Source organism: Niallia yueguangensis, from assembly GCF_052663115.1.
This window is the reverse complement of the sequence record NZ_JBQTCX010000009.1, coordinates 158,684-184,055: the sequence shown is the minus strand read 5'-3', so window position 1 is coordinate 184,055 and position 25,372 is coordinate 158,684. Positions and strand designations below refer to the sequence as shown.

At 35.4% G+C, this 25,372-nt stretch carries 25 protein-coding genes and 1 other annotated feature; all 25 genes read left to right on the top strand.

Annotated elements, in window-relative coordinates; translation table 11 throughout:
- The first annotated feature begins 156 nt into the window (after positions 1–156).
- The 25 genes from ACTYA4_RS10790 to ACTYA4_RS10670 all read left to right on the top strand — a co-directional run bounded on the left by ACTYA4_RS10790 (position 157) and on the right by ACTYA4_RS10670 (position 25,210).
- On the top strand, positions 157–1,635 hold the full coding sequence (locus tag ACTYA4_RS10790) for a UDP-N-acetylmuramoyl-L-alanyl-D-glutamate--2,6-diaminopimelate ligase (protein WP_443481500.1): 1,479 nt from the start codon (positions 157–159) through the stop codon (positions 1,633–1,635).
- A complete protein-coding gene (locus ACTYA4_RS10785) occupies positions 1,619–2,062 on the top strand; it encodes a UDP-N-acetylmuramoyl-tripeptide--D-alanyl-D-alanine ligase (RefSeq protein ID WP_443481499.1) in 444 nt (147 codons plus the stop codon). Before ACTYA4_RS10790 ends, ACTYA4_RS10785 begins: the two co-directional genes overlap by 17 nt.
- 1 nt (position 2,063) lies before the next feature.
- Positions 2,064–3,038 carry a phospho-N-acetylmuramoyl-pentapeptide-transferase gene (gene mraY / locus ACTYA4_RS10780; protein WP_443481498.1) on the top strand — a complete coding sequence of 325 codons (975 nt, stop codon included), beginning with the start codon at positions 2,064–2,066 and terminating at the stop codon, positions 3,036–3,038.
- A complete protein-coding gene (gene murD / locus ACTYA4_RS10775) occupies positions 3,039–4,391 on the top strand; it encodes a UDP-N-acetylmuramoyl-L-alanine--D-glutamate ligase (protein WP_443481497.1) in 1,353 nt (450 codons plus the stop codon).
- Positions 4,392–4,536: 145 nt separating this feature from the next.
- Positions 4,537–5,637, top strand: coding sequence for a stage V sporulation protein E (spoVE, locus tag ACTYA4_RS10770; RefSeq protein WP_443481496.1), 1,101 nt, complete (start codon positions 4,537–4,539; stop codon positions 5,635–5,637).
- Between the two features lie 868 nt (positions 5,638–6,505).
- Entirely contained in the window at positions 6,506–7,273 is a 768-nt protein-coding gene (locus tag ACTYA4_RS10765) for a cell division protein FtsQ/DivIB (protein ID WP_443481495.1), read from the top strand.
- Entirely contained in the window at positions 7,270–7,971 is a 702-nt protein-coding gene (locus ACTYA4_RS10760; protein WP_443481494.1) for a DUF881 domain-containing protein, read from the top strand. The genes ACTYA4_RS10765 and ACTYA4_RS10760 overlap by 4 nt, the downstream gene beginning before the upstream one ends.
- 367 nt (positions 7,972–8,338) lie before the next feature.
- Positions 8,339–9,067: a DUF881 domain-containing protein gene (locus ACTYA4_RS10755; protein WP_443481493.1), complete on the top strand. Its 729-nt coding sequence runs from the start codon at positions 8,339–8,341 to the stop codon at positions 9,065–9,067.
- Positions 9,067–9,432 carry a small basic family protein gene (locus ACTYA4_RS10750; RefSeq protein ID WP_443481492.1) on the top strand — a complete coding sequence of 122 codons (366 nt, stop codon included), beginning with the start codon at positions 9,067–9,069 and terminating at the stop codon, positions 9,430–9,432. Before ACTYA4_RS10755 ends, ACTYA4_RS10750 begins: the two co-directional genes overlap by 1 nt.
- A gap of 186 nt (positions 9,433–9,618) precedes the next feature.
- The gene (ftsA, locus tag ACTYA4_RS10745) at positions 9,619–10,905 is read left to right on the top strand and encodes a cell division protein FtsA (RefSeq protein WP_443481491.1); all 1,287 of its coding nucleotides are present in this window, start codon (positions 9,619–9,621) and stop codon (positions 10,903–10,905) included.
- Positions 10,906–11,007: 102 nt separating this feature from the next.
- Positions 11,008–12,168 carry a cell division protein FtsZ gene (gene ftsZ, locus ACTYA4_RS10740; protein WP_445505626.1) on the top strand — a complete coding sequence of 387 codons (1,161 nt, stop codon included), beginning with the start codon at positions 11,008–11,010 and terminating at the stop codon, positions 12,166–12,168.
- A 475-nt stretch (positions 12,169–12,643) separates the two neighbouring features.
- On the top strand, positions 12,644–13,579 hold the full coding sequence (spoIIGA, locus tag ACTYA4_RS10735) for a sigma-E processing peptidase SpoIIGA (protein WP_443481489.1): 936 nt from the start codon (positions 12,644–12,646) through the stop codon (positions 13,577–13,579).
- A 43-nt stretch (positions 13,580–13,622) separates the two neighbouring features.
- A complete protein-coding gene (sigE, locus tag ACTYA4_RS10730; protein WP_443481488.1) occupies positions 13,623–14,342 on the top strand; it encodes an RNA polymerase sporulation sigma factor SigE in 720 nt (239 codons plus the stop codon).
- A 142-nt stretch (positions 14,343–14,484) separates the two neighbouring features.
- Entirely contained in the window at positions 14,485–15,264 is a 780-nt protein-coding gene (sigG, locus tag ACTYA4_RS10725) for an RNA polymerase sporulation sigma factor SigG (RefSeq protein WP_443481487.1), read from the top strand.
- A gap of 157 nt (positions 15,265–15,421) precedes the next feature.
- A complete protein-coding gene (locus ACTYA4_RS10720; RefSeq protein ID WP_443481486.1) occupies positions 15,422–15,685 on the top strand; it encodes a YlmC/YmxH family sporulation protein in 264 nt (87 codons plus the stop codon).
- 88 nt (positions 15,686–15,773) lie between these two features.
- On the top strand, positions 15,774–16,601 hold the full coding sequence (pgeF, locus tag ACTYA4_RS10715; protein ID WP_443481485.1) for a peptidoglycan editing factor PgeF: 828 nt from the start codon (positions 15,774–15,776) through the stop codon (positions 16,599–16,601).
- A 1-nt stretch (position 16,602) separates the two neighbouring features.
- Positions 16,603–17,280 (top strand): YggS family pyridoxal phosphate-dependent enzyme, encoded by a 678-nt coding sequence (locus ACTYA4_RS10710; RefSeq protein WP_443481513.1) that lies wholly within the window; start codon positions 16,603–16,605, stop codon positions 17,278–17,280.
- 10 nt (positions 17,281–17,290) lie between these two features.
- Positions 17,291–17,764 (top strand): cell division protein SepF, encoded by a 474-nt coding sequence (locus tag ACTYA4_RS10705; protein WP_443481484.1) that lies wholly within the window; start codon positions 17,291–17,293, stop codon positions 17,762–17,764.
- A gap of 6 nt (positions 17,765–17,770) precedes the next feature.
- Positions 17,771–18,034, top strand: coding sequence for a YggT family protein (locus ACTYA4_RS10700; protein WP_443481483.1), 264 nt, complete (start codon positions 17,771–17,773; stop codon positions 18,032–18,034).
- 290 nt (positions 18,035–18,324) lie between these two features.
- Positions 18,325–19,098, top strand: a complete 774-nt coding sequence (locus ACTYA4_RS10695; protein ID WP_443481482.1) for a YlmH family RNA-binding protein — start codon at positions 18,325–18,327, stop codon at positions 19,096–19,098.
- Between the two features lie 238 nt (positions 19,099–19,336).
- Entirely contained in the window at positions 19,337–19,834 is a 498-nt protein-coding gene (locus ACTYA4_RS10690) for a DivIVA domain-containing protein (protein ID WP_443481481.1), read from the top strand.
- A gap of 61 nt (positions 19,835–19,895) precedes the next feature.
- Positions 19,896–20,130, top strand: a binding site (T-box leader).
- Between the two features lie 135 nt (positions 20,131–20,265).
- On the top strand, positions 20,266–23,037 hold the full coding sequence (ileS, locus tag ACTYA4_RS10685; protein ID WP_443481480.1) for an isoleucine--tRNA ligase: 2,772 nt from the start codon (positions 20,266–20,268) through the stop codon (positions 23,035–23,037).
- Positions 23,038–23,303: 266 nt separating this feature from the next.
- The gene (locus ACTYA4_RS10680) at positions 23,304–23,585 is read left to right on the top strand and encodes a hypothetical protein (protein WP_443481479.1); all 282 of its coding nucleotides are present in this window, start codon (positions 23,304–23,306) and stop codon (positions 23,583–23,585) included.
- 232 nt (positions 23,586–23,817) lie between these two features.
- Entirely contained in the window at positions 23,818–24,330 is a 513-nt protein-coding gene (lspA, locus tag ACTYA4_RS10675; protein ID WP_443481478.1) for a signal peptidase II, read from the top strand.
- On the top strand, positions 24,299–25,210 hold the full coding sequence (locus ACTYA4_RS10670) for an RluA family pseudouridine synthase (RefSeq protein ID WP_443481477.1): 912 nt from the start codon (positions 24,299–24,301) through the stop codon (positions 25,208–25,210). Before lspA ends, ACTYA4_RS10670 begins: the two co-directional genes overlap by 32 nt.
- The last annotated feature ends 162 nt before the right edge of the window (positions 25,211–25,372 follow it).

Below are 25,372 nucleotides of genomic sequence, written 5' to 3'. Positions count from 1 at the left end.
GATTACTATCATGTAAAATAAATACGCTGTGGAATTTGTTTTGCTTGATACATGTATTCGTTTTATAATATAACTATTTCCACTTATTAACTAGCACGCAATCGTTTTATCGGAAATAGAATACATACGGAGTTACAGAAGAGAGGAATTTAAGAAATGCAATTAAAACAACTACTAAAATGTTTACAACCGTACACTTCTTATTCTGGAGAAGACATCGACATTTTATCCATTGAAAATGATAATCGCAAAGTAAAACAAGGCAGTTTATTTATTTGTATAAAAGGTTTTACGGTCGATGGTCACCACTTTGCAAGGAAAGCGTATGAAGCGGGCGCTGTGGCTGTTATTGCAGAAAAACCATTAAACCTTCCTATTCCTGTAATTGTAGTAAAAGATACAAAAAAAGCAAGCAGTATCCTGGCTGATGTTTTTTACAGCCATGCAACGCAAAAGCTGCAATTAATCGGAATTACAGGCACTAATGGGAAAACAACAACAAGCCATTTAATCGAAGCGATTTTAAAAGAAGTACAGCAGAACACAGGCATTATCGGCACGATGTATACAAAAATCAAGGAAGAGATCCAAGAAACAAAAAATACGACGCCAGAGCCGGTTACGCTTCAGAAAATTTTTCATCAAATGGTGGAACAGAATGTAGAGACCGCTGTAATGGAAGTGTCCAGCCATGCCTTAGTCGAAGGAAGAGTTTTCGGCTGTGATTTTGATATAGCTGTCTTTACAAATTTATCACAAGACCATTTAGATTATCATGGTACGATGGAAGAGTATAAAAGGGCAAAAGGACTATTATTTACAAGGCTAGGCAATACATTTTCAGCAGAAAAACCGAAATATGCGATATTAAATAATGATGATCCATGCAGCAAAGAATTTGAGCAGCAAACAGCAGCGATTGTCCTGACATATGGGATTGATACAGATGCAGATGTTTCAGCAAAAAACATAAGCATAACCGCTTCAGGTACTAGTTTTCAATTACATACACCCGTAGGAGATTTTCCTGTTTCCATTAAAATGGTCGGCAAATTCAGCGTCTATAATACATTGGCAAGTATCGCAGCAGGCATTGTCTGCAATATCCCGATTGAGCAGATTATTAAAGCAATTGAAAAAGTAGAAGGCGTTTCCGGAAGGTTCGAAACAGTGGATGCCGGACAAGATTTTTCCGTTATTGTTGATTATTCTCACACACCAGACAGCTTAGAAAATGCGTTGAAAACAGTGAAGCAGTTTGCTGAAAAAGATATATATGTCATCGTCGGCTGTGGCGGCGACCGGGATAAAACAAAACGCCCGCTTATGGCTGCTATTGCTTGTGAAAATGCAACGCATGCTATTTTTACAAGTGATAATCCTCGAAGTGAAGATCCTGTTCAAATCTTAAAAGAGATGGAAGCGGGAGTAAAAGGGAAAAGCTATCATATGATAGAAGATCGGAAAAAAGCAATCTATTATGCAGTCAAAGAGGCAAAAGCAAAAGATGTCATTTTAATTGCTGGCAAAGGGCATGAAACGTATCAGCAAATAGGTGCAAACGTGTTCGATTTTGATGACCGCCTTGTTGCGAAAGAAGCGATTGAGGAGCGAAAAAATGGAACTGTCCTATAAGTTTATAACTCAAGCAATTCCAAATGCTAAAGGATTTGGCGACGACAACATTATTTTTCAAACAGTATCGTTTTATGCCGGTGTCAAGCAGCCAAAAGGACTTTTTGTGCCGTTATTTGGCAAAGAATCCGGAGAATTGGACGAAGCGATTGCTAATGGAGCAATCGGAACCATTTGGGAAAAAGAAAAGCCAATTCCTGCATATACACCAAATCACTTTCCAATATTTTATACAAATGATCTAAAGAAAGGCTTAAAAAAAATGATAGAAATATATGAACATCAATTAGTAAAAGGAAGCAATACAACAAAATTTATTTATCAACAAGAAACAAGTCTGAATAAAGAAAAAGAAACATATGATATAGCGGTAATAGCAGAAATCGTAAAATCATTGCTAGCAAAAGACAAGAAAGGAGGGGAATAAAATGTTGGAGCAAACAATCTTTTTTACTATTCTTTTAGGGTTTTTAATCACCGTATTAATTTCTCCCATTTTTATTCCTTTCTTAAGAAGATTAAAATTCGGACAAAGTATAAGAGAAGAAGGTCCAAAATCACACCAAAAAAAATCGGGTACACCGACAATGGGCGGTGTAATGATTTTATTATCTGTTGTCGTGACAACATTGGTTATGACAAGCAAATTTTCAGAACCAACGATTAAAACCTATTTATTGCTGTTTGTGATGTTAGGTTTTGGATTATTAGGATTTTTAGATGATTTTATTAAAGTAGTGATGAAACGAAATTTAGGATTAACATCGAAACAAAAATTACTCGGCCAAATTATTATTTCGGTTGTCGTTTATTTTGTCTTAAAACAAACGGATTTTTCCACTGCCATCCATATTCCATTTATTGATAAGTCCTTTGACTTAGGTTGGTTTTATGTATTATTTATTATTTTCTGGTTAGTAGGGTTTTCTAACGCTGTTAATTTAACAGATGGGTTGGATGGATTAGTATCAGGAACCGCTGCTATCAGTTTTGGTGCATTTGCTGTATTAGCATGGAGTCAATCACAATATGAAATTAGTATTTTTGCAGTGGCAATTGTCGGCGCTGTATTAGGATTTTTAGTATTTAATGCACATCCGGCAAAAGTATTTATGGGGGATACTGGGTCATTGGCGCTTGGTGGTGCAATAGCTGCGATCGCGATTTTAACGAAGCTGGAAATTCTTCTTATTTTAATAGGCGGCGTTTTTGTCATTGAAACATTGTCTGTTATACTGCAAGTAATTTCTTTTAAATCTACGGGCAGAAGAATCTTCAGAATGAGTCCTTTGCACCATCATTATGAACTAGTTGGCTGGTCAGAATGGAGAGTAGTAGTTACATTCTGGAGTGTAGGATTGATATTTGCTATATTAGGAATCTATATCGAGGTGTGGTTATAAGTGAAACATATAAAAGATTATTATCACAAAAAGGTTTTAGTACTTGGATTAGCCAAAAGTGGGGTTAGCGCTGCCGCGTTGCTGCATAAATTAGGTGCGTTTGTAACTGTAAATGACAGTAAGCCACTTGATGAAAATCCAGAAGCGCAAGGCCTTCTTGAACAAGGAGTTACTGTTATTTGCGGTAGTCATCCAATTGAACTGTTAGAGGAAGGGTTTCAGTTGATTGTAAAAAATCCAGGTATTCCTTATTTTAATCCGATGATTAAAGGAGCAATAGAAAAAGGAATCCCGGTTATAACAGAAGTAGAGCTTGCTTATCGTATATCAGAAGCTCCTTTCTTTGCGATAACAGGTTCTAATGGGAAAACAACGACGACTACGCTATTATTCGAAATGTTAAAACAAGACAATAAAAAACCGCTTATTGCAGGAAATATCGGGATGGTTGCATCAAGCGTTGCCCAAAATGCGGAAAAAGATAATCAAATGGTGATTGAGCTTTCTTCCTTTCAGTTAATGGGAATTGATCAATTTAAACCGAAAATCGCTATTATTACAAATATTTATGACGCTCATTTGGATTATCATGGAACACGGGAAGAGTATGCTCAAGCAAAAGGGAATATCACAAAAAACCAAGATGAATATGATTATTTGATTGTAAATGTGGAGCAAGAAGAGGTAATGAATATTGCTAAAAGCAGCAAAGCAACGATTATCCCTTTTTCTACCATTCGACCATTAGCGTTTGGTGCCTATGTAAAAGAAGGCGGCATTTATTTTCATGACGAAAAAGTAATGGATGTAAAAGACATTGTGTTGCCAGGTGCTCATAATCTGGAAAATATTTTATCGTCTGTTGCAGCAGCAAAATTAACAGGTGTTCGTAATGAAAATATTTTTGCTATATTAAATTCCTTTAAAGGGGTAAAACATCGTTTACAATATATAAATGAAATAAAAGGGCGCAGATTTTATAATGACTCAAAAGCGACCAATATATTAGCAACAAAAAATGCCCTTGCTGCTTTTGATGCGCCAGTTATTTTACTTGCAGGAGGACTCGATCGAGGAAATGAATTTGATGAGTTGCTGCCATCTCTCAACAATGTAAAAGCAATGATAACCTTTGGACAAACAGCAGAAAAGATGGAACGATTAGGTGAACAAGCGGGAATAAAAAACATTCAACGTGTCGATAATGTGGAAAAAGCTGTACCTGCTGCTTTTGATTATTCAGAAGAAGGGGATGTCATTCTTCTTTCACCAGCGTGTGCAAGCTGGGATCAATATAAAACTTTTGAGGTAAGAGGAGACATTTTTATCAATGCGGTGCATAAGCTTAAATAAGGGCTTGTCATACTAATAGATCGTTGAAAGTGTAAAAGGACTTTTTCAGCACGAAAACTTCACTAATCTTTATGTTTTAGACGGAAATAAAAGTTCCCTGCGTCTTTTGCAAGCCCTAATACTTGCAACTCGAGGTGTGGTAGAAGTGCCGACAAAAAAAGCGACTCCAGATATAATATTGATTATCATTACATTTACCTTGCTGGCTATTGGGTTAATAATGGTGTATAGTGCAAGTGCCGTGTGGGCACAGTTTAAGTTTGATGATTCCTTTTTCTTTGCTAAAAGGCAGATGCTTTTTGCCGGAGTAGGAATTGTTGCGATGTTTTTTATTATGAATATTGATTATTGGACATGGCGAACATGGGCGAAAATGATTGTGATTATTTGTTTCGTTTTATTAGTACTTGTGTTAATTCCTGGAATAGGAAATGTTAGGAACGGTTCAAGAAGTTGGATAGGAGTAGGAGCGTTTTCCATTCAACCTTCCGAGTTTATGAAAATGGCAATGATTGCTTTTTTAGCAAAATTTTTATCTGAAAATCAAAAAAAAATTACTTCCTTCAAAAGAGGGTTGCTTCCAGCATTAGGAATTGTTTTTTTAGCATTTGGCATGATTATGCTTCAGCCGGATTTAGGAACTGGAACGGTTATGGTCGGGACAAGTATTGTCATGATTTTTATTGCCGGTGCAAGAATTCGTCATTTTGCTATTCTTGCTTTAATTGGACTAGGTGGATTTGTCGGTTTAGTTGCATCGGCTCCTTATCGGATAAAAAGGATCACCTCATTTCTTGATCCATGGTCTGATCCGTTAGGAAGTGGATTTCAAATTATTCAATCTTTATACGCGATTGGACCAGGGGGACTGTTCGGCTTAGGACTGGGAGAAAGCAGACAAAAGTTCTTTTATTTGCCTGAACCGCAAACCGATTTTATCTTTGCTATTTTATCGGAAGAACTTGGGTTTATTGGTGGTTCTTTAATATTATTGCTTTTTGCTTTATTATTATGGCGGGGAATTAGAATTGCCTTAGGCGCACAAGATTTATTTGGAAGTTTTTTAGCAGTTGGGATTATTGCCATGGTTGCGATTCAAGTAATGATCAATATTGGCGTTGTTACAGGCTTAATGCCGGTTACCGGCATAACACTTCCCTTTTTAAGCTACGGAGGATCTTCGTTGACATTAATGCTTGTTGCCATTGGGGTGTTATTAAATGTAAGCCGCTATTCTCGATATTAAAGTAAATAGTCTGATTGCTTAAAAGGTGGCTCTAAATAGGGTCATCTTTTTTTATCGTCTAGAAAATTATAAACGAAATGAAGTTATGAATAACTAAAGGGGTTGGTCCGCATCTAGCTCCGGCGCCTAGCTCTTGTGAAAATAACCCCATGCCTCTAAAAGTAAGGCTGTTTAGCTGTTTTCGTATTGATTGTTGCTTTTATATTCGCAGACTGAATACACTTCGCTTTCTGTGGGCGAGCGTCGAGCCTTCTCGTCGCATACGCTCCTGCGGGGTCTCGTCTTTCTCGCATTCCCACAGGAGTCTACGTGTATTCAGTCGCTGAGTACTACTTCTTCAATTTTTTATGTGGAAAACAACAAACTTTGAGAAAACAGCCAAAAGTAAAAAGCACTTTTTGAGTCATGTGAACATTTTTCTTCAGAGCTGTTCAAGGCCTGCGCTTTTGTTCTTTCTTTAAATTAATAAATAATTCCATTGTGTTTGAAAACCGTTTCAATTTAATGAATGCTGTATTACATTTTGATATCATTTTGATGTAATTACACGAAAATGTTTAAAATATTGTACAATGATGTACGTCTATATGGGGTTATATCATTCTTTATCTAAACCTAGAGTATTTTGGGATGCTTTTTATTTGGAGAAAAAACAAGCTGAAGGAAAATTTCACTATATTGGATTTTTATGTTTATGTTATAATGAAAATTTGAAAAAAGTTCTGCTTTTTTAAACTAAATATGGTAAATTAAGAAAAGGATTTTCTAGAAAAAAAGAGAAACTATACATAAAAGATGCCTTTTATACTGGTTCGTTAAAAATGGACATGTATTGATATAGCTTTTTATATGATGAGGTGAATATTTTTTGGAAAAAGGAAAGATTGTTTCCATAGAAGATCGTATTCCAAAGTTAAAGCAGCAGCGTCGGAAAAAAGCGAATCGCCGACTCATTTTTTTACTTTTGCTTTTTTTTCTGTTAATTGCATGTGTTATTTATTTCCAGTCACCACTTAGTCATGTGAAGGAAATTGAAGTAACAGGAAATAGATTAATCAAACAAGAAGAAATAAAAAGGAAAAGTGGAATAACACAAAATACGAATATGTGGACGATTAATAAAAAGAAAGTGGAAGGAAGAATAAATGATTTTCACGATATAAAATCAATAAAAGTGACAACTTCCTTTCCTAATAAAGTGACGATATATGTAAAAGAATACAAACGAATTGCTTATTTATTAGCAGGGAATAAGTATATACCGATTATTGAATCAGGGAAAATGCTCGCAGAAAGAAGTATGGGAGAAACACCTGCTGATGCACCAATCATTATCGGTTTTAAAGAAGATAAAGTGTTAAAAACAATGGTGGACGAATTAGACAAGCTTCCGAAAGAAGTCTATAACAGCATATCTGAAATTCACTATACTCCTAAAAACACAGATTCTTTTCATATAAATGTATATATGAATGATGGATTTGAAGTATCCGCTTCTTTATACACATTTGCTGATAAGATGCAGTACTATCCCTCCATTATTAGTCAATTAAACCGTAAAAAGAAAGGTGTTATTGATTTAGAAGTTGGTTCTTATTTTAAAGCGTATAAAAAGGAAGGGGAAAAAGCAAAGTGAAAAAGAAAGTGAAAGGAAGTCATGTTATCTTTTCCTTTGTTTTTCTTATTTTAGGTTTTATCGTTTCTTTTGCGTATCAAATGGCAGAAGAAGAGAAGGGAAATCCCCCCAAAATGGACAGTCAGTTTGGAAAAGATTTAGCTTTACGAAATGAATTAATCAAGCAAGAAAAGACTAATAATCAGTTGCAGCAACAATTAAAAAATGCACAAAATAAATTGCTTAACTTTGAAAAAGAGCTGTCGAGTGAAGCGGAAAATTTTTCGGCTTTAGCGGAAGAAGCAGAAAAATTTCGTATGTATTTAGGGAAAGTACCGGTACAAGGAGAAGGCGTTAGCATTACGCTTGAAGACGGCGATTACAATCCTAAAGATGAAAATATCAATCACTATCTTGTACACGAACACCATATTTTTCAAGTAGTGAATGAACTTTATATCTCTGGGGCTACTGCTATCAGTATTAATGGACAGCGTCTATCCCATCATTCTTATATTCTTTGCAATGGTCCAGTCATTGAAATTGATGGATATCAGCATCCTGCTCCATTTATTATTACGGCAATAGGGAATAGCGATGTATTAGAAGGAGCCATAAATATTCCTGGTGGGGTAAAAGATCAATTAGTCAATGAAAATGTTAAATTTACGGTGGAGAAAACAAAAGAAGTTAAAATGAAACCGTTTATTGGAAGCTGAAGATAAACGAGATGGGGTGCCATTTTTGATGCATAAAAGGTGCCAAAATAGAAGCTTTAACTTGGTGGCTTTTTTGAACATTTCCTAGGAGTGAATAGTATAGCATACAGTGATTGTCACTTCTTACTATATGGCTATGTTAAAGCTCATTGTTGATTTCGGCACTATGTTGATCTTCGTTCCAGGCGTGAGACTCCTGCGGGAAAAGCGAGTCAGAGGGAGACCCCACAGGCGCACAGCGCTGAGGAGGCTCCCGGACCGCCCGCGGAAAGCGAACGCCTGGAGTGGAAATCAACAGGCAAGTTTAACAGAGCCTACTATATAAAAACAACACTATATAAATAGAAGGTAGAAAGTATGGTAAAGTGTGGATAAAAAATTTTTCACAATGACGGGAATAACGATAATTATCGGATTTATGATTGCTGTTCAATTTCAAACAGTAAAAGAGCCAGTCGTTCGCGATACAAGAGATAGCTGGCAATTAAGAGAAGATTTGTTAAAGGAAAAAGAATTAGAATTGAAGCTTCTGCAGGAAATTCGGTCAACAAACGAAAAGATCGATGAATATAAGAATAATCAATTGCGAAGTAAAGAACAAGTTTTACAAGGAACGATTTCAGAATTAAAAGAAGAAATGGGCTTAACGAAATTTAGTGGCCCAGGAATTGTTATTTCGATTGAACCTTTTAATAAAGAACTTTTATTAGGAGAAGAACCTGGAAAAATTACTGCTGATTTATTAAAAAGACTGATTAATGAATTGAATATGTATGGTGCCAAAGAACTGGCGATAAATGGATATCGTTATATTAATACAACTGCCATTAGGGAAATTAATAATGTAACAAAAATAGACGGATATCCTTTAAATACTTTACCTATTGAAGTAAAAGTCATAACGGATAATACGGAAAGTGCAGAAAAATTGTACAATCGAATGAAAGTGTCAAAATCAGCGGATGAATTTTTTGTTTACAATCTTATACTAAATATAAAAAAACCGTCAAATAAATTAACAGTCCCATCATACGCAAACTCCATAAATGTTCATTACATGGAGCCAGTAAAAGAGGAAGAAGGGGGCGGTTCTTAATGTGGCTGCCTGTTTTTGGCTTATTAGTCGGCATTTTGCTTGGTTTATTATCAAATTTAACCATACCAAAAGAATATGAAAGTTATTTATCCATTGCTGTTCTTGCAGCATTTGATACGTTGTTTGGAGGGATTCGTGCACATCTTCAAAATATTTATGATGAAAGAGTGTTTGTATCTGGTTTCTTTTTTAATATTATATTAGCAGCAAGTTTAGCTTTTCTCGGTGTACATCTTGGTGTAGACTTATATTTAGCTGCTATTTTTGCTTTTGGTGTTCGTTTATTCCAGAACATTGCAGTAATTAGAAGGATTATATTAACAAAATGGGAAAATAAACGTGAAAAAGTAAAAAAAAATAAATGATAAAAAAGGGGAATACATAAGTTTTGGCGAATAGTTTAAAACAAAATAAATTAAATATGTTTCAGGAGGACAAGCATTCTTGCAGATTTTTTATTAAATAAGTCTCCGAAGCAATAAAAAACATTCGTTAAATAATAGACTATGTTGTTCAATTTTATTTTAAAATGCAAAAGGAGGTGCCCGAGAATGAACAGCAATGAGTTTTATGTAAGTCTAGACATCGGTACATCCAGCGTAAAAGTAATCATTGGTGAAATGATGAACGAATCTTTAAACATTATTGGAGTCGGCATCGTTCCTTCTGAAGGTTTAAAAAAAGGTTCTATTGTGGATATAGATGAAACAGTTCATTCCATTCGAAAAGCAATTGAACAAGCAGAAAGAATGGTCGGTGTAGAAATTAACCAAGTAATTGTTGGCGTTTCGGGAAATCATGTTAGTCTGCAGCCATCCCATGGGGTTGTTGCAGTGTCAAGCGAAAATCGTGAAATTACCATTGAGGATGTTATCCGAGTGAAAGAAGCAGCACAAGTTGTTTCCATTCCGCCAGAAAGAGAAATAATTGACATTATTCCAACCCAATTTATCGTGGACGGTTTAGATGAAATTACCGATCCAAGAGGTATGATTGGTGTTCGTTTAGAAATGGAAGGTATGATCATTACTGGCAGTAAAACTATTTTACATAACACCTTAAGATGTGTGGAAAGAGCTGGTCTTGAAATAGTAGATATTTGTTTACAGCCATTAGCGGCTGGCTCCTTTGCGCTATCAAAAGATGAAAAAAACCTCGGAGTTGCTCTCTTAGATATTGGTGGAGGTTCCACTACCATTGCCGTATTTGAGAACGGTTTTTTGAAAACGACAAGTGTCCTTCCAATTGGAGGAGACCATATTACAAAAGATATTTCCATCGGTCTTCGTACAACGACAGATGATGCAGAGAAAATAAAAGTTAAATATGGCTATGCATTTTATGAACAAGCCTCAGAAGAGGAAGTGTTCAGTGTTCCAATCATTGGAAGCGATCAACATCAACAATTTAATCAACTAGAAATATCTGATATTATAGAAGCAAGAATAGAAGAGTTGTTTGAATTAATTGCAGAGGAATTAAAAAGATTAAGAGTGTATGACTTACCTGGTGGTTTTGTATTAACAGGCGGTGTTGCTAATACAAAAGGAATTCTGGAACTAGCGCAAGATATGTACCAAAACCGAGTGAGAATTGCCATTCCTGATTATATTGGAGTAAGAGAGCCACAATATACTACTGCAGTTGGTTTAATTAAATTCTCCTATAAAAATAATAAACTTCAAGGTGGTAATATCCATCAGGCAGTCCCAGTAGCTGCAGCAGAAAGCAAAGAGAGAAATCACAAACAATCACCACAAAAACCTGTGTATGAAAAACAGGTACAAGAAAAAGGACCATCTAAATTTAAAAAGTTTATGGGTTATTTTTTCGATTAAGATAATAAAAACTAAAAAATGGAATATTTACTCCATATCACCAAGAATTGAGATGCGGACAGTTCGATACTGCTGAATATCGACGAATTAGGAGGATTTGTCATGTTGGAATTTGATACAAATATAGATTCTTTAGCAACGATAAAAGTCATTGGGGTTGGCGGCGGCGGAAACAATGCTGTTAATAGAATGATTGAACACGGTGTTCAAGGTGTAGAATTTATTGCTGTTAATACAGATGCACAAGCATTAAATTTATCTAAAGCAGATGTTAGAATGCAAATTGGCGGTAAATTAACAAGAGGATTAGGTGCTGGTGCTAATCCGGAAGTTGGAAAAAAAGCAGCTGAAGAAAGCAAAGAACAAATTGAAGAAGCACTAAAGGGCTCTGATATGGTGTTTGTTACTGCTGGAATGGGTGGAGGAACAGGAACTGGTGCTGCTCCTGTTATTGCCCAAATAGCACGTGACTTAGGAGCATTGACAGTTGGTGTTGTGACAAGGCCATTTACATTTGAAGGAAGAAAACGCTCTAATCAAGCATCAGGCGGAATTTCTGCAATGAAAGAAGCGGTTGATACGTTAATCGTTATTCCAAATGATCGTTTGCTTGAAATAGTAGATAAAAGCACACCGATGCTTGAGGCGTTTAGAGAAGCAGATAACGTATTGCGTCAAGGTGTACAAGGTATCTCTGATTTAATTGCAACACCTGGTTTAATCAACTTAGACTTTGCTGATGTGAAAACAATTATGGCTAATAAAGGATCTGCATTAATGGGCATTGGTGTTGCCTCAGGTGAAAACCGTGCTTCTGAAGCAGCGAAAAAAGCTATTTCGTCGCCATTGTTGGAAAAGTCGATTGATGGAGCACAAGGTGTATTAATGAATATTACTGGCGGTACAAATTTAAGTTTATATGAAGTGCAAGAGGCGGCTGATATTGTTGCATCTGCATCAGATCAAGAAGTAAATATGATTTTCGGTTCTGTTATTAATGAAGATTTAAAAGACGAAATTGTCGTAACTGTAATTGCAACAGGATTTAATGCAGATGCAGTCTCACCACCAACAGCAAGATCTTCATTTGGTGGTGTAAAACCTAATAATGCGCCAACTCATACACGTGAAGTAAATAGAGAAGAGCAGCAACATCAGCAGCATACGAATACGAAAGAAACAACTAGAAGGGATTCTATTCCACAAGGCGAAGAGACCCTTGATATTCCAACTTTTCTTCGTAACAGAAATCGTCGTAGATAAAACGAAAAGCGGAAGCGCCTTGGTCAGCCCCGAAGAAAAAATGTTCTCTTGTCTCAAAAAGTGTTTTTTACTTTTAGAGACAAGAGGTTATTTTTCACAGGGGCTAGGCGTTGGAGCTAGATAACCATCTACTTTCAGAAAAAATACACTTTGTTATCTTAAAAAAAGCAACAAAAAAGTCTAGGAGAAATCCTAGGCTTTTTTGTTTTAACAAAAAATAGCGCTTTATCTGTTTGAAAAAAACTGATAATTAAAGATTAGAATAAGAAATAGTGGCATGCGATAAATAATGACAAAATCTGTTCCTAATAGAGAAAATTTCTGTTTTTTTGATTACAGAAAGTGACACACTTCCATATCCATTGTAGGTTATACTTTTTCGTAACAGATTAATAGAGGAAGGGTTGGCCCTCTCACATCGCTTTTTTTTGAGAGTAAAAACTCATGCTAGTTTTTAGAGAGGAGGCAATGATGGTTGGCCATTTATTTAGATGTAATATGGCTATTAAATTTTTTATTTGACAGTCTGCTACTCTACTTAACCGCCATTGTGTTAAAAAGAAATGCTCGTCTTTGGAGAATCATTTTAAGTGGTTTTATAGGAAGCCTTGTTATTTTATTTGCTGTTAGCCCTTTTCACGAATACACAAGTCATCCTATATCGAAATTATTATTTTCGGTTGTAATGATTTTAACGGCTTTTGGCTATAAAAAATTTCGTTACTTTATTAGTGGGCTGATGACATTTTATTTTGCCACTTTCTTAATTGGCGGCACCTTAATCGGTGTTCATTATTTTATACAATTTGATTTTCAATTATCTTCTTCCGTTTTGCAAGAAAGTGTAAAAGGATTTGGAGATCCTATCAGCTGGTTGTTTGTGTTGCTTGGATTTCCGCTTGCTTGGCATTTTTCGAAAAAGAATGTAGACGGTATTGAAATTACAAAAATAAAGTATGATCAAATGGTGCAAGTCACCTTTCAGCTTGCGAATCAACATTTTTATGTAAGGGGGTTAGTGGATAGTGGAAATCAAGTATATGATCCCATTACGAAAGTACCTGTCATGTTTGTGTCTTTAAATAGCTTAAATGGAGAGATTCCAGAAGATATATTTGCCTTTGCTGAGAATGCGGACGCTATTATTTATGGTGAAAAAAATGTTGCGGAAGAGTGGGAATCGAAAATGCGGATTATTCCATATAAAGTGGTGGGAAAGGAACATCAATTAATTATAGCGATTAAACCGGATAATCTTTTTATAACGGTAAATCAAGAATTAATATTAGTAGAAAAAGGTCTTATTTCTTTTACGAAACAGCAGCTGTCTTCCGATGATTCATTTGATTGTATTGTGCATCCAAAAATGTTAACAGGTAAAAAGATCGTAAATAGTGAAAAGGTTAGTTAATATACTATACTCTTAACATTCATCAATTAGAAGGAGGACAATTATGAAAAAATTAAAGCTTCGCCTCACTTATTACTGGTATAAATTATTAATCAAATTAGGGATAAAATCAGATGAAGTATTTTATATTGGCGGAAGTGAAGCATTGCCACCACCGTTAAGCAAAGAAGAAGAAGAAGAACTATTAAAAAAGCTTCCAAAAGGCGATCAAGCAGCACGATCGATGCTGATTGAAAGGAATTTGCGATTGGTTGTTTATATTGCAAGGAAATTTGAAAATACAGGTATAAATATTGAAGATCTTATTAGCATTGGGACGATTGGCTTAATCAAAGCAGTTAATACATTTAATCCCGAAAAAAAAATTAAATTAGCTACATATGCGTCTAGATGTATAGAAAATGAAATATTAATGTATTTAAGAAGAAATAATAAAATTCGTTCAGAGGTTTCTTTTGATGAACCGTTAAATATTGATTGGGATGGAAATGAGTTATTATTATCCGATGTAATGGGAACGGAAGATGATATAATTACAAAAGATTTAGATGCAAGTGTGGATAAAAAGTTATTAATTAAAGCGTTGCATCAGCTTTCAAAAAGAGAAAAACAAATTATGGAACTGCGGTTTGGGTTAGGAACTGGTGAAGAAAAAACGCAAAAAGATGTCGCAGATATGTTAGGAATTTCACAATCCTATATTTCCCGTTTAGAAAAAAGGATTATCAAAAGACTAAAAAAAGAATTTAATAAAATGGTGTAAAAAAATATTTTTTAGAAAAAAACCCTTGTTTACAAGGGTTTTTTTGATGGGCAAAAAGATTGCAAAATTCGTGCATGCATATTTTTCCTTCGCAAGGAGATACTGTTTTTTGAACAGCAGCTCCTGTAAGGAGGGAAATAGATTGACTCGAAATAAAGTAGAAATTTGCGGTGTGGATACATCTAAGCTTCCAGTATTAAAAAACGAAGAAATGAGACAGCTCTTCAAGCAAATGCATCTGGGTGATATAACCGCGAGAGAAAGTCTAGTAAATGGAAATCTTCGCCTCGTTTTAAGTGTTATTCAGCGGTTTAATAATAGAGGCGAATTCGTGGACGACTTATTTCAAGTTGGTTGTATTGGTCTAATGAAATCTATTGATAATTTTGATTTAAGTCAAAACGTAAAGTTTTCCACCTATGCTGTCCCGATGATTATTGGAGAAATTCGTCGTTACTTGCGGGATAATAATCCGATTCGGGTATCAAGGTCTCTAAGAGATATCGCTTATAAAGCATTGCAAGTAAGAGAGCGTTTGATGAGTAAAACATCAAAGGAACCGACAGCTGAGGAAATAGCAAAAGAGCTGGATATTCCTCATGAGGATATTGTATTTGCTTTAGATGCAATCCAAGATCCAGTTTCCCTTTTTGAACCAATCTATAATGATGGTGGAGATCCAATCTATGTGATGGATCAGTTAAGTGATGAAAAAAACAAGGATATTCAATGGGTAGAAGAACTTGCATTAAAAGAAGGTATGAGAAGATTAAATGATCGAGAGAAGCTAATATTACGAAAACGGTTTTTTCAAGGGAAAACACAGATGGAAGTTGCTGATGAAATTGGTATCTCACAAGCGCAAGTATCACGATTAGAAAAAGCTGCTATTAAACAAATGAATAAGAATATACAAAGTTAATGGTATTTGTATAAATTGGACAAAGATTACTGAATCAACAAAAAAGACTACTTTCAAGGTAGTCTTTTTTGTTGTACTAATTTTTCAGCTATGCATCATATACTTACTATACGATGGTTTTTACTTATCGGGTAAACAGATGGTAGGGGTGAAAATAGTGATGAAAATATCTGACTTTCAAATAAAAGATGTTGTAAATGTTGCCAACGGGAAAAAACTTGGTAATATTGGGGATATTGATATAAATTTACAAACTGGAAAAATCGAATCGATCATAATAGGAGGTCCTGGCAGAGTGCTTGGTTTTTTCGGACGAGATGCAGATATTGTCATTCCGTGGAGCAATATATTAAAAATTGGTGAAGACGTTATATTAGTACGCTACAATAATCATCTCGCATTGGCAGATCAGGAAGAATAACAGCTTCTCTAACAGGTAAATAATGATTTTTTTATGACCAAATTATCATGAGTATGGTACACTATAAAAAAACAATGAGGTTAGAAAAATGGAGCCATTTATTTTACAGGAACAAGAGTTTTTTACGATCGCTGATTGGTGTAAAGCATATCCTAATTTGCTTGCTGGATTTTCCACGAAAAATGGCGGCAAAAGTGAAAAAGAATTACAAAGTTTAAATCTTGCTTTTCACGTGAATGATTTAAAAGAAACGGTTTGTGCTAATCGTAAAATTGTTGCAGACAAATTGGATTTTCCGTTAGAAAAATGGGTGGGAGCAGAACAAACGCATCAAACGAATATTGAAATCGTGACAAAGGAGCATGCTGGCAAAGGAGCCTTTGATTATGAAAGTGCCTGCACAGATACAGACGGTTTTTTTACAATGGAAAAAGGAGTGCTATTAACATTATGCTATGCTGATTGTGTGCCGTTATACTTCTTCCATCCCGCAACAGGTGCAATTGGAATTGCTCATGCAGGCTGGAAAGGAACCGTACAGAATATTGCTAAAGAAATGATTGCCGTATTTAATTCACATCACATTAAAGCAAATGAAATAATGGCTGTGATTGGTCCTTCTATTTCCGAGCGGAGGTATATTGTCGATGATCGCGTAATTGCCGAAGTAGAAAAGATATTGTCAGCAGATGAGGCAAAACCATATTATTTAGTTTCGCCCAATCAATATGCGTTAAATTTACAGCAGCTTAATAAGCAAATTCTAATAAAAGCAGGGGTTTCCGAAAAAAATATACAACTTACAAATTATTGTACCAGCCATCATGAGGACTACTTCTTTTCACATCGCCGAGATAATGGGAAAACAGGAAGAATGATGAGTTTTATCGGTTGGAGAGAGGATGTTACCGTTTAAAATGTTTGTAAAAAATAATTTATTAGAAATAGAAAAGAATATTGAAGAAGCTTGTCAAAAAGCACATCGCTCAAAGGATGATATTACCGTAATTGCGGTGACAAAATATGTTACAATAGAAAGAGCCCAAGAAGCACTTGAGACAGGTGTGAGTCATTTAGGAGAAAATCGGGAAGATGGACTTCTATCTAAATATGAAACATTAAAGGACAAGCCTGTATGGCATTTTATCGGCTCCTTGCAAACGAGAAAAGTAAAAAGTATTATTGATTATGTCGATTATATCCATTCACTTGATCGTTTGAGTTTAGCAAAAGAGATACATAAACGTGCTGATAGAACAATAAAATGTTTTGTACAAGTGAATACTTCACAAGAAGAATCCAAACATGGATTGGCATCTGAAGAAACAATCAGCTTTATAAAAAATTTATCTGAGTATACGAATATTCAAATTGTCGGATTAATGACGATGGCGCCATTTACAGATGATGAAGCACAGCTTCGTTATTGCTTCCGATCATTAAAGCAGCTGCAAACAGAAATTCAAAAGCTGCAGTTATCGTATGCACCATGTAGAGAGCTTTCTATGGGAATGTCAAATGATTACTCGATTGCTATCGAAGAAGGAGCAACCATGATAAGAATTGGCACTGCTTTAGTAGGAAACGACAGATAGGAGGCTTAAAATGAGTATAAAATCGAAAATCAAAACGTTCTTCTTTTTAGAAGATGATTATGATGAGGAACAAGAAAGATACGAAGAAGAAGTAGAACCAGTAAAACAGTATAAACAGCAGCAACAACCACATCATATATCGAATCAATCGCAATCAACTGGGCAGAAACAAAATGTGGTTAGTTTGCAAAGTGTACAAAAATCATCAAAAGTATTTTTAGTAGAGCCACGTGTATATGCAGAGGCACAAGATATTGCTGATCAATTAAAAAACAGACGTGCTGTTGTTGTCAACCTGCAGCGTATTGAAAAGGATCAAGGAAAAAGGATTGTCGATTTTCTGAGCGGCACTGTATATGCTATAGGTGGAGATATTCAAAAAATTGGAACCGATATCTTTTTATGTACGCCTGATAATGTCGAAGTATCGGGAAATATTTCGCAAATTCTCCAAGAAACTGAATTTGAACATTCGAGGTGGTAGCCCTTTATGGTCATGTTATATAATATAATCATCAACTTAATTACAGTCTATTCATATGCCTTAATTATTTATATATTAATGTCATGGATTCCAAGTGCAAAAGAAACGGGATTTGGCAGAATTTTAGCACGTATTTGTGAACCGTATTTAGAGCAATTCAGAAGATTTATTCCTCCGATTGGCATGATTGATATATCTCCAATTGTAGCTATTTTTGTTTTACGATTAGCAATGGGTGGCGTAAGACAACTATTTACCTGGTTCGTTTAATAGAAACAACGGAAAAAGGGCTGGAAGATGGCCTTTTTTCTTTTTGTTTTGGCTGTTTTCTCAAAGTTTGTTGTTTTTACGTAAAAAATGGAAGAAGAAGTACTCAGCAGACTGAATACACGTAGACTCCTGTGGGAATGCGAGGAAGACGAGACTTAAGCAGAGCGTATGCGACGAGGAGGCTCGACGCTCGCTAAACGGACGAAGTGTATTCAGGCTGCGAGTTTAAAAGCAACAAACTATACGAAAACAGCCTTTGTTTTAAACCGTTTTAGAAGGGGGATTAGTTGATGTCAATCTATCAGCATTTTCGACCGGAAGAAAAAGACTTTATTGATCAAGTGTTTGCTTGGCGAAACGATGTAGAAAATTCCTATGCACCAAAGCTGACCGATTTTTTAGATCCTCGAGAACAAAAAATAGTCAGTATGATCATTGGTCAAAATCAGTCGATTAAAGTTGCCTTTTCAGGGGGAACAAAAGAAGCCGAACGGAAAAGAGCGTTATTATTTCCCGATTATTATCAAAAAGAGGAAGATGATTTTCAGCTGACATTAATGGAAATAGAGTATCCTAAGAAATTTATTACCATTGAACATCCTCAAGTGCTAGGTAGTATTATGTCATTAGGATTAACCAGAAGTAAATTTGGCGATATATTAATAAAAGAGGACAGAATTCAGCTTATTTTATGTGAAGAGATGAAAGATTATGTTCGTTTGCAATTAAATTCTATCGGGAAAGCGAAAGTGCAGCTAAAAGAGGAACAGTGGGATAACGTATTACATACAGAAGAAAATTGGACCGAAAGTAGTACGACTCTTTCATCTTTAAGGTTGGATACCGTACTTGCTGGAATTTACAATATATCTAGACAAAAAGCGCAAAATTTTATTACAAATGGTTTAACAAAAGTAAATTTCACGACAGTGGAACAAGTGGCTTTCGTTTGTGAAGAAGGAGATGTACTTTCCGTTAGAGGGCATGGAAGATCCATCATAAAAGTAATTGAAGGAAGAACAAAAAAAGATAAATGGAGAGTCATTATAGGTAGAATCAAATAAGTCCATACGGTACTTCTTGCATTTATAGGACAAACATTTTGCTTTTCTTTCCAAAAAGAATAGTTTTTTTCTATCTTAACTATGTTACAATATTTTCAATAGCAATTATTTTGTCTCTAACTCACTTTTTTTGACGTATTTTCAAAAAAAATAAAGGAATTACGTTGATGTTGTCGAATTGTTGTAAAATGATACATAACGAAAAGGAAAATGAAATAGAAGTTTGGGAGGTGGCGGCATGCCATTAACACCGTTAGATATTCATAATAAAGAATTTAGTAAAGGTTTTCGTGGGTATGATGAAGACGAAGTAAATGAATTTTTAGATCAAGTGATAAAGGATTATGAAAACATTATTCGTGAAAAAAAAGCGTTGGATGAGAGATTAAGCGAATTAACTGACCGAATTGGCCACTATAATAATATAGAAGAAACATTAAATAAATCGATAGTTGTTGCACAAGAAGCAGCAGAAGAAGTAAAACGAAACGCACAAAAAGAAGCGAAATTAATCATTAAAGAAGCAGAAAAAAATGCGGACCGAATAATTAATGAGTCATTATCAAAAGCGAGAAAAATCGCATTGGAAATTGAAGAGCTGAAAAAGCAGTCAAAAGTGTTTCGAACTCGATTTAAAATGCTGATAGAAGCTCAATTGGATATGTTAAATAATGACGATTGGGACCATTTGTTAGAATACGAATTGGACGCTTCTGAGTTAAATTCTGCGAAATAATCGATCTTATCTTGACGAACAGAGCTATTTTAGCCTATAATTTTTTAACAAAAGTATATTCATGTTTGCGTAGACAGGGACAGTACAAATTTCGGGAAACTTATGTAAAAGCGAATCAGGGATGGTGGAAGCCTGGTATAAGTCGGAATTGGAAAATCACCCTCGAGTACCTTTTTTGAACGTGTAAGTAGGAAAAGGCGGTTCATCACCGTTACAAAATGCTCAAAGTGGATAGAAGTTATTTCTGTCTATAAGGGTGGTACCGCGGGATAAATATAAACCTTCTCGTCCCTTTTATGGGATGAGGAGGTTTTTTGTTATGTTCTGATTAACTAACAACTTACAAAGACTATAATAGAAAAGAAGCATACCAACCTGAGGGAAAACCTGTATGAATACAAACAGAATATAATTAATGGAGGAATTAATAAATGGAATACAAAGACACATTGCTTATGCCGAAAACAGCATTTCCGATGAGAGGTAATCTGCCTAACCGTGAGCCAGATATTCAGGCGCAATGGAATGATATGAATATTTATGAAAAAGTACAAGAACGTACAAAAGATCGTCCAAAATATATTTTGCATGATGGACCGCCATATGCAAACGGTGATATTCATATTGGCCATGCCTTGAATAAAATTTTAAAAGATTTTATTATCCGCTATAAATCGATGACTGGTTTTAATGCACCTTATGTACCGGGCTGGGATACACATGGTCTGCCGATTGAACAAGCCCTTACAAATAAAGGGGTAAAGCGAAAAGAAATGACGGTTGCTGAATTTCGCAAACTTTGCGAAGAGTATGCACTTGAACAAATTGACAGTCAAAGAGAACAATTCAAACGTTTAGGTGTACGCGGCGATTGGGAAAATCCATATATTACGTTAAAGCCGGCATATGAAGCGCAGCAAATTAAAGTATTTGGAGAAATGGCGAAAAAAGGCTATATCTACAAAGGATTAAAACCAGTTTATTGGTCCCCAACAAGTGAATCTGCATTGGCAGAAGCTGAAATTGAATACAAAGATAAGCAGTCGCCATCCATTTATGTTGGCTTCAAAGTGAAAGAAGGAAATGGCGTAATTGGAGAAGATGTTCAAATCGTTATTTGGACAACAACTCCATGGACGCTTCCAGCAAACCTTGGAATTTCCGTTCATCCAGAACTAACATATGTCATTGTAGAGGAAAAAGGAAATAAATATTTAGTAGCAAAAGACTTATTAGAGACGGTGACAACAGAATTAGAGTGGACTGATACAACAGTGGTTCAAGAAGTTAAAGGATCGGAGCTTGAGAATATTAAAGCAGTTCATCCTTTCTATGATCGTGAATCCCTTGTTATGTTAGGCGAACATGTTACAACAGACGCTGGTACAGGCTGCGTTCATACTGCTTCTGGCCATGGGGAAGATGACTTCCTAGTTTGTCAGAAGTATGGCTTGGAAGTATTAAGTGTAGTTGATGATAAAGGATTAATGACATCAGATGCACCTGGATTTGAAGGGTTATTTTATGATAAAGCAAATAAACCAATTACCGAGAAATTACAAGAAGTCGGCGCTCTTTTAAAATTAGAATTTATTACCCATTCTTATCCGCATGATTGGAGAACTAAAAAACCGGTTATCTTCCGTGCAACTGCCCAATGGTTTGCTTCTATAAAAGACTTCAGAAAAGAGTTATTAGAAGCAGTTAAAGAAACAAAATGGGTACCTTCTTGGGGAGAAACAAGACTGTACAACATGGTACGCGATCGCGGCGACTGGTGTATTTCAAGACAGCGTGCGTGGGGAGTGCCAATCCCGGTATTTTATGCAGAAAATGGCGAGAGCATTATTACTGATGAAACAATCGATCACATCTCTTCTCTGTTTAGAGAGCATGGTTCAAATATTTGGTTTGAAAAATCAGCAAAAGAATTATTGCCAGAAGGCTTTACACATCCAGGAAGCCCTAACGGTACATTTACAAAAGAAACAGACATTATGGATGTTTGGTTTGATTCAGGTTCATCACATCAATCAGTTTTGGAAGAAAGACCAGAATTACAAAGACCGGCAGATCTTTATTTAGAAGGTTCCGACCAATATCGAGGCTGGTTTAACTCATCACTATCAACTGCTGTAGCGGTTACTGGCAAAGCGCCGTATAAAGGTGTGCTAAGCCACGGTTTTGCTCTTGATGGAGAAGGCAGAAAAATGAGTAAATCCCTTGGAAATGTAGTCGTGCCTGCAAAAGTAATGAACCAGCTAGGTGCAGACATTTTGCGTTTATGGGTTGCTTCTGTTGATTTCCAAGCAGATGTACGTGTTTCAGACGCTATTTTAAAACAAGTAACAGAAGTATATCGCAAAATCAGAAATACGTTCCGCTTCTTATTAGGCAACTTAGCAGATTTTGATCCGCAAAAAAATACTGTATCATATAATGATCTTCGTGAAGTGGATCAATTTATGATGGTTAAATTGAATAATTTAATTAGAAATGTAAATGATGCTTATGATAAATTTGAGTTTTCAACTATTTATCATAATATTAATAATTTCTGCACACTTGATTTAAGTGCATTCTATTTAGATTTTGCAAAAGATGTTTTATATATTGAAGCAAATGATAATCATGAAAGAAGAGCAATTCAAACAGTTTTATATGAAAGCTTAATCAGTTTAACGAAACTAGTTGCACCAATTCTTCCTCATACAGCAGATGAGGTATGGACTCATATTACATCTGCAGTAGAAGAGAGTGTACAGTTAACGGATTTCCCTGAATATGTGGAACATAAAAATAGTGAAGCTCTTTTAGAAAAATGGAATAAATTTATGCAACTGCGTGATGATGTATTAAAAGCATTAGAAGAAGCGCGCAACCAAAAAGTAATCGGGAAATCACTTGCTGCAAAAATCACTTTATATGTTAACGAAGAAACAAATGAACTGCTAAATTCTATTCAAGAGAATTTAAAACAATTATTTATTGTTTCTGGTTTTGAAGTAGCTGGTGATTATGAACTAGCACCTGAAAATGCATTAAAATTGGAGCATGCTGCAATCATTGTTTCAAAAGCAGATGGCGAAACTTGTGAAAGATGCTGGACTGTTACAACAGATATTGGCACGGATGCAGACCATGCAACACTATGTGCTAGATGTGCAAGCGTAGTAAAAGAAAATTACAGCGACTTAGCTTAATAAGATATTTTTTCTTTAAGTTAAAGCCATGGCCTAGTAAGGGTCATGGCTTTTGTTAAGAGAAATATCGTTTTATTATTCCAATTAAATACTTCCACCTCCGTTAATAGTTGTTATGACTGTAAAAAGTTAAGTTGGTTTTTCAATCGCAATCTGGAAAAACTATATTTAGAAGAAGTTCAAAAAGAAATCAAATGATAAGCGGCGAATCTTCGTTGGCTTGCTTTGAACACACATTAATTACAACTTAGAACGGAGGATGGCGTATGAATAAGAATTTAGAAAAGCTTTATACAGAACTCCGTATGACACAAATAGAGTTAATAACTACATTAAGAGTGAAAAGAGAATCGAAAATAAATCATTACATTGAAGCGGAACTTTATGATGTAGAAGAATCAATGAAAAGATTAGAAAGTGGAAACTTTGGAACTTGTGAAATTTCTGGTGAACTTATTCCAGAAGATATTTTAGCCATTATTCCAACAATTAAATCCAAAAAGGATGTACAAGAAATGCAATCATATTATCGAAAATCTCTGCACTAAAAGAAGTAAAACTATGGGCTTGCAAAATGAAAAGCTGACGAAACCATTCAGGCTGATCGAAATCGTTTGCCTTTCAAGGAACGAAGACTTTTGAGGAGCGGAGTTACCGAATTTGGGTAATGAGCATCCGAAAAAGTTGAGTGACGAAGAAAGCGAGCGATTGTCGACAGCCTGAAACGATAACTATCGTTTTTATGTAGATTATGCTAAAATGCTAAAGTAGACTCGAGAATTGGAGGAAACTTTGGTGTTTTATTACATAATTGCACTTGTTATTATCGTAATCGATCAATGGACAAAATGGTTAGTCGCTAAAAATATGGACCTTGGAGAAAGCATAGAAGTAATAAAAAATTTCTTTTATATTACTTCTCATCGAAATTCTGGAGCTGCTTGGGGAATATTAGAAGGAAAAATGGCTTTTTTCTATATTGTTACCATATTAGTCATCGCAGGGATTTGTTATTTTATTCAAACAGGAACGAAGGGGAAAAGATTATTTGGCGTTTCGTTAGGATTGATTTTAGGCGGTGCAGTCGGCAATTTTATCGACCGCATCAGACATCAGTATGTAGTTGACTTTATTAATACGTATATCTTCCGTTATGATTTTCCGATATTTAATATTGCAGATTCAAGTTTAGTAATCGGCGTTATTTTATTGTTATTTGTCATGCTGAGGGAGGAAAGAGAAGCGAAGAAGGAGAAAGAAAATGGAAAAAAGGGAACATATCATTCAAGATGATCAAGTAAATGAAAGAATTGATAAAATTATCTCTACGATAGAAAAAGACTGGTCACGCACACAAGTTCAAGCATGGATCAAAGATGGCCATGTTACCGTAAATGGAAATATTGTGAAAACAAAATATAAAGGGGTATTAAATGATATTATCATGATTGATATCCCAGATCCGACTGAATTGGACGTAGCTGCAGAAGAAATGGATCTTGATATTTATTATGAAGACAGTGATGTTCTTGTCGTAAATAAACCAAAAGGAATGGTTGTTCATCCAGCTCCGGGACATGTTTCCGGCACACTCGTAAATGGATTAATGGCTCATTGCAAAGATTTATCCGGTATTAATGGGGTAATGCGACCAGGTATTGTTCATCGTATTGATAAAGATACTTCCGGATTATTAATGGTGGCAAAAAATGATGCAGCTCATGAAAGTTTAGTCAATCAGTTGGTTGAAAAAACAGTGACAAGAAAGTATAAAGCACTTGTACATGGCAGCATTCCACATGATTATGGCACAATAGATGCACCTTTAGGACGTGATCCAAAAGATCGACAAAGCATGACGGTAGTGGATAAAGGCAAACATGCTGTTACCCATTTTCATGTATTAGAGAGATTAGACGGATTTACATTTGTTGAATGTCAACTGGAAACAGGCAGAACGCATCAAATTCGTGTGCATATGAAATATATCGGCTTCCCATTAGCAGGTGATCCAAAATATGGACCACGCAAAACATTAGATTTAGGCGGTCAAGCACTTCATGCAGGTGTATTAGGATTTAATCATCCAAGAACAGGCGAGTATAAAGAATTCGAAGCACCCTTGCCAAAAGATTTTGAGGAACTGTTAAACAATTTAAGAAATAATCGTTGACATAACCTCCTGTTTGTACTATCATTACAGTAGTTAAATAAGTCCTTTAAATCAATCCCGTGAGGTTGAGAAGGAATCGGATATGCCATGATATGGCTAAGTACACTACAAGTCTGTCCTCTCATCCAAATCGGTTGAGAGGATTTTTTTGTAGAAAGGTGA

Coding starts and splice junctions, on each gene's coding strand:
- ACTYA4_RS10790 (WP_443481500.1), top strand. CDS start 157: ATGCAATTAAAACAACTACTAAAATGTTTACAACCGTACACTTCTTAT.
- ACTYA4_RS10785 (WP_443481499.1), top strand. CDS start 1,619: ATGGAACTGTCCTATAAGTTTATAACTCAAGCAATTCCAAATGCTAAA.
- mraY (WP_443481498.1), top strand. CDS start 2,064: ATGTTGGAGCAAACAATCTTTTTTACTATTCTTTTAGGGTTTTTAATC.
- ACTYA4_RS10750 (WP_443481492.1), top strand. CDS start 9,067: ATGTGGCTGCCTGTTTTTGGCTTATTAGTCGGCATTTTGCTTGGTTTA.
- ftsA (WP_443481491.1), top strand. CDS start 9,619: ATGAACAGCAATGAGTTTTATGTAAGTCTAGACATCGGTACATCCAGC.
- ftsZ (WP_445505626.1), top strand. CDS start 11,008: ATGTTGGAATTTGATACAAATATAGATTCTTTAGCAACGATAAAAGTC.
- sigE (WP_443481488.1), top strand. CDS start 13,623: ATGAAAAAATTAAAGCTTCGCCTCACTTATTACTGGTATAAATTATTA.
- pgeF (WP_443481485.1), top strand. CDS start 15,774: ATGGAGCCATTTATTTTACAGGAACAAGAGTTTTTTACGATCGCTGAT.
- ACTYA4_RS10710 (WP_443481513.1), top strand. CDS start 16,603: ATGTTTGTAAAAAATAATTTATTAGAAATAGAAAAGAATATTGAAGAA.
- ACTYA4_RS10705 (WP_443481484.1), top strand. CDS start 17,291: ATGAGTATAAAATCGAAAATCAAAACGTTCTTCTTTTTAGAAGATGAT.
- ACTYA4_RS10700 (WP_443481483.1), top strand. CDS start 17,771: ATGGTCATGTTATATAATATAATCATCAACTTAATTACAGTCTATTCA.
- ACTYA4_RS10695 (WP_443481482.1), top strand. CDS start 18,325: ATGTCAATCTATCAGCATTTTCGACCGGAAGAAAAAGACTTTATTGAT.
- ACTYA4_RS10690 (WP_443481481.1), top strand. CDS start 19,337: ATGCCATTAACACCGTTAGATATTCATAATAAAGAATTTAGTAAAGGT.
- ileS (WP_443481480.1), top strand. CDS start 20,266: ATGGAATACAAAGACACATTGCTTATGCCGAAAACAGCATTTCCGATG.
- ACTYA4_RS10680 (WP_443481479.1), top strand. CDS start 23,304: ATGAATAAGAATTTAGAAAAGCTTTATACAGAACTCCGTATGACACAA.
- ACTYA4_RS10670 (WP_443481477.1), top strand. CDS start 24,299: ATGGAAAAAAGGGAACATATCATTCAAGATGATCAAGTAAATGAAAGA.